This window comes from Okeania sp. SIO3B5 (assembly GCF_010692555.1).
Taxonomy (GTDB): Bacteria; Cyanobacteriota; Cyanobacteriia; order Cyanobacteriales; family Microcoleaceae; genus Okeania.
In genome coordinates, this window is record NZ_JAAHHG010000619.1 from 1 (window position 1) to 5,455 (window position 5,455).

Consider the following 5,455-nt stretch of genomic DNA (forward strand, 5'->3'; position numbering starts at 1 on the left):
TAATATCATGTTCGGTTGAATACTTATAAATAACTGTTGTGAGGAGTCAGTCCTCAGGAGTCAGGAGTCAGGAGGGAAGAAAGGAGAAAAAGAGGAAATATTGGAGAAAAGTAAAGAGAATTTCAGTATTTCTTTGGTACTGTCGATACTATCAGTCATTAAATTTTATTTATAACTGATTATCCGAACATGATATAAAAGCATCACCCGCCGCCACAGAATCGATCGCTTCTACTACAAAAGCAGGTTGAAAAAATGTTTCCTCTTCAGTTGCACAAACAACACCCCGATCGCCTATTTTCACCACAGCATTTTTCACACCACGCTTACATAATTCAATAGCTGCCTGAGTAGCAGTTTCTTAATCATTTACTGAAAATCCAACCAGTTGACTTGCTTCAATTTCATTAGGAGTAATATCATGTCAGGTTGAACAGTTATAAATAAATAACGACGTAGGAGTCAGGAGTCAGGAGTCAGGAGTCAGGAGGGAAGAAAGAAGAAGAACTGGAGTTGAAGGAGAAAGTTTTTTATTACTAATTAGGGCTTGCTGAATAAGTCTTTTTGCGCTCGGCAGGGAGTAGGGAGTAGGGAGTAGGGAGTAGGGAGTAGTGAAGAGTTAGGAGAAATCAGGAGTTGTAGAGGACGTACTCCGAAAAATTATCCCAAGATTTTTCTGTATCTATCTTACCCCAATACTAACTTTTTGAGCTTTCTTAGGCAAATACCTGCTACTTTTTCACTACCTCAACAGGCCAAAACCTTTATATATCAAGACTTTTATATTTAATCAGCAAGCCCTAATTATCCGGACATGATATAATAATATCAATCAAACCATAAAAATCATCAGGAAAACTTACTGGCATTGGTGCTGGAACGAGAATAACTTTCACTCCCATTTTTTGAGCGACTTTTGCTGCACTCATAGCAAATTCTAGGGGAATTTCTAATTGTAAAAGTAAAGCTGTGGCATCCGATAGCAAATTTATCAGGCGTTCCACATCTGTATTATTAATACTATGGTTAGCACCAGGAACAACAATAATGCTATTTTCCCCACGAGCATCCACAGCAATAACTGCCACCCCAGTATGAATATTCTCATCAACTACCACTCCTGTTGTGTCAACATTAGCAGTTTGCAAACTTGTCAGAAGTTGTTGCCCAAAACTATCATTTCCTACCCGCCCCACTATTTTTGTGGAAATGCCAAGACGAGCAGCAGCAACAGCTTGATTTGCTCCTTTACCACCACCTGCGTTCAACAATGAATAATGAATAATGAATAATGAATAATTACCTCTCCTTGAAAGAAGAGGATTGACAAAGAGATGAAAATTTTTCTTTATTATCCCCTTAAAAGGGGAGGCTTTAAACCACAATTTTTCGGTAAAAAAGTTATTGCCATTAATAGTTTCTCCTGGAGTCGGTAAGCGGAGAGTAGTTGCAATTAAATCAATGTTAATGCTGCCAAAAATAATTATGCTCATAGAGTAATATCATGTCCGGTTGAATACTTATTATTAAAATAGTAGGGGAGCGGGGGAGTGGGTAGTAGGGGAGTAGGGGAGTAGGGGAGCGGGGGAGCAGGGGAGTAGGGAAAATAAAAAGATTTACTGTTTAAGCAAGAGGATAAGTTTTTCATCACTAATTATCCGGACATGATATAAATAGCGAAACTATCCTAATCTTATCTTCTGATTTGTGACTAAATCAACAGGGAGAGGCGATCGCTAAATCCTGAGTTTATCTAAAACATGGCGTTGCTGAATTGAAGTATGAATGCGCAATTGTTTGGTTCTGGTAAAGCCCCCGCGCATCCCCCGTTCAACAAAAAGCGAAGCAACATCTGGCATCCCCCATTCAACAAAAAGCGAAGCATCCTCTGGCTTCCCCCGATCCTGCGGGGGACGGGAGGGGGATAAAAAGGGGGACTTTTAGAGTTTTATTCCCCCCAATTTTGGGGGGTTAGGGGGCTTGCATCATACCCAGAATCAGCAACGCCTAAAATATAATAACAGGACTTACGCAAAGGCACTATTTATAGAGTCCAAGTACTGTTGGACAATAGTTTTAAGCGCTATATATAGCGTATCTGCGTAAGTCCTAAATAACTAAAACGTTACAGTTAATTTAAAGAACAAAAAAATCAAGGGGATAAAGGATATCAAGGAGGGGAAAGAGAAAGATTCAAATTAAATTCTTTATAATTGTGAAAAGGTAATATTAACCACGTGTAGTTTAGTTATACTAAGAATAGGAGCATTAATACAAGCATTATTCATAATTTATGTATAAAAGAAAAACAATAAAAAAGTATGATAATAGTAAATAATTAACAGTAACTATCTCTAATACTGTTAAAGTAGGTAAAAAATGACTATCTTGAGGAGATGGCGTTGGCGGAGCCTAGCGGCAGCTACATCGCTCCCCAAAAGATAGTTAGGGCTTGCTGATTAATTCTAAAAGTATTGACTGATATTGGTTTTAGCGTTTTAGAGTTGAAAAAAGTACCAGCTTTTTGGTGGCAAGAGCTGCATAAAGCTAGTATTTTGGGATGGTTATGGCAGAAAAATTGAGAGACAATTCTTAACTCCTACCTCCTCGCTCCCAAGCCATTTCTCCTGTCTCCTGTCTCCTGTCTCCTGTCTCCTACCCCAGCAAAAAGACTTTCCATACGCAAACCCTAGTTATAGTGAGTGCTTGAGAATTTTTGGAGATGTCTAATGCTTACTTAATTCATTAAAAAGCTGACTCCTTCTTCCTCCTTCCTTCTTCCTTCTTCCTCCTTCCTTCTTCCTTCTTCCTTCTTCCTTCTAACTATAATTACCAGTTGCTGGTTTAATAGGAATTTCAATGATGAACTCTGTACCTTTTCCAACCTCAGAAACACAACTCAAATTACCCTGATGTTTTTCTACTACAATTGAATAGCTAATTGATAATCCTAAACCTGTACCAGCACCAACTGGTTTGGTAGTAAAAAATGGGTCAAAAATCTTGGATAATGCCTCAGAATTAATACCACTACCATTGTCACCAATTTTGATTTTTACTGTGTTTGACTCTGTCACTTCAGTAGAAACTGTAATAGTAGGTTTATAGTCAAATTCTTGTTGTTTATCTCGCAAAAATGCTAAAGCATCAATGGCATTACTGAATAAATTCATAAACACCTGATTCATTTGAGAAACATAACAGATAACTTGTGGCAATTGACCATAATTTCTGACTATTTCCACTCCACGTTTATCTGACTTTTCCTTAATACGAGTATGTAAAATTAGAAATGTACTATCGATACCTTCATGGATATTTACAGGTTTCATTTCCGCTTCATCTAGACGCGAAAAGTTGCGGAGAGAAATGACAATATCTCGAATACGTTCGGTACCTACTTTCATGGAATTCAAAAGTTTCTGTAAATCTTCTACGATAAATTCTAATTCGATCTCCTCAATTTCATCTTGAATTTCTTCTACAGGTTCAGGATAGTGTTCTTGGTACAAATCAATCAAACTTAGTAAATCAGAAACATATTCAGTAGCGGGAGAAAGGTTTCCATAAATAAAACCGACAGGATTATTAATTTCGTGGGCAACTCCTGCCACTAATTGTCCTAAACTGGACATTTTTTCACTTTGAATTAGTTGAGATTGAGTATGTTGCAACTGTTGTAATGTTTGCTCTAGTCGTAGATTTTTTTCATTTAATTCTTGAGTTCTTTCTTGTACTTTCTGCTCTACAAAAGTATATAAGATTGCATTTTCTAAAGACACTGCTACTTGAGATGATAAAAGCCTTAATATTTCCAAACGTTCTGGAGTAAATGCACCTGTTATTAAGTTATTTTCCAAGTACAAAACTCCGATAAGTTTACCACCATTAATAATCGGAGTACATAATACTGATTTAAGTTGATTTTGAGCAACATAAGAGTCTGTTGTGAACCGATCTTCAGCAAAAGCATTGCTTAAAACAATATCTTGACGGGTTCTTTCTACATAGTTAATTATTGTTAGTGGTAAATTTTCATGTTCATTAATTTTACTTTCCTGAACTACTACTTCTGCGGAATCTAATGTTGCTTCAGCTTTAGTTATTAGTTTACCTTCTGTGAGCAACAACAGAACGCCTTTTTCAGCTCCAGCATTTTCGAGGAGAATTTTCATTAATTTAGATAGTAATTTATCTAATACAATCTCACTAGAAATTGCTTGGGATGCTTTAATAACTGTCGCTAAATCTAGGGATTGATCGTGTTTTTTTGTGTCATTAGAAATTGCTGTAGTTTGAGTATCAATTATGGGATTTTTAACTGTTAATATATTTTGTAATTCTGGATATTGATTCTCTAAATCTTGCAGTTTTCTAGTCGCGCCCCAATTTTGATAACCATAGTAAGCTTCTTGTAAATGAACTTTGGCATACTTAAATTTATTTTGATTTAGCCAATATTTTGCTGCCAATTCATTTCCTAATGCTTCATATTGGATAAATTCATTTTTCTGTGCTGACTCTATAGCTTGATTATATAAGTCTATTGCTTCTAGATTCTTTCCAGAAATACTTGCCTTTTCTGCTTCTACTAATAAATATTTATGTTCAAAGTTTTCTTGACAGTTATCTGCCCAAGTTTTCATCTGCTGTTGATTTTTTTCTAGTTGCTGCCAATATTCTTTTTGCTTAGTTTCTGAAATATGAGGATAGAAGGCAGCTAAGATTAGTGAATAATAAAAATTAAATTCTGTAGTAGGTACAGTACCTTTAATAAATGTCAGATATTTTTTAGCCTCTAATATGCTATGCAGTGCGGCATCTAAATCTCTGTATAGATAGAGAACATAAGACTTATTAATTAGATACATACATAGAGAGTAAAAATTTTGATGTTGTTGACAATTTTCTAAGTATTCTGTTTCATTGATTTTGTCAATGTTAAAGTCAATTTTTTCGTCTTTTAAAGAGTTTATATCCATTTTTTTTGTTTGTGCCTGCAAGTTTTCTATAATATTTTTAATTCCTATTAAAGTATCTGTGGAAAGTTGATTTTTTGTTTTTTGAGTAAATTGTAAATAGCGATAAACTTCTTTCCATATTTCTGAGATTGGTCTACCTTGAAATAATGAATTAATGGCTGTGTTATGTAGAAGATAACCTGCATATTCTAAATCCCCTGATTCTAAAGCAGCTCCATATCCTTCATTATTAATTATATTAGATTCTTTGATGTGCTTAAACCAAAAGCTTAAGGCATTAGCAAATCCAGCACAAGCTTTACATTTTAATCCTGAAATTTCCCATTTATCAGTTAGTTTTAGTGCTAAGAGACCAAACTGATATGCTGAGTGATAATCTCCTAAAGAACTATTGAGGATCCGTTGCGTGTGCAACGATTGTGTGCGGTCTGTGATGAAGGGTGGCGGAGCGGGAAGAAGTTGGGCTGCCAATC

At 35.7% G+C, this 5,455-nt stretch carries 2 protein-coding genes and 2 pseudogenes; all 4 read right to left on the bottom strand.

Annotation, left to right across the window (positions count from 1 at the left end):
• Positions 1 to 169: 169 nt before the first annotated feature.
• Positions 170 to 346 (bottom strand): annotated as a pseudogene (locus tag F6K54_RS39515) (PfkB family carbohydrate kinase); the annotation flags it as partial.
• A gap of 454 nt (positions 347 to 800) precedes the next feature.
• Entirely contained in the window at positions 801 to 1,385 is a 585-nt protein-coding gene (locus F6K54_RS39520) for a PfkB family carbohydrate kinase (RefSeq protein WP_375342032.1), read from the bottom strand.
• A 6-nt stretch (positions 1,386 to 1,391) separates the two neighbouring features.
• Positions 1,392 to 1,493 (bottom strand): annotated as a pseudogene (locus F6K54_RS43930) (ribokinase); the annotation flags it as partial.
• A gap of 1,326 nt (positions 1,494 to 2,819) precedes the next feature.
• A complete protein-coding gene (locus F6K54_RS39525) occupies positions 2,820 to 5,396 on the bottom strand; it encodes an ATP-binding protein (RefSeq protein WP_293089745.1) in 2,577 nt (858 codons plus the stop codon).
• Between the last annotated feature and the right edge of the window lie 59 nt (positions 5,397 to 5,455).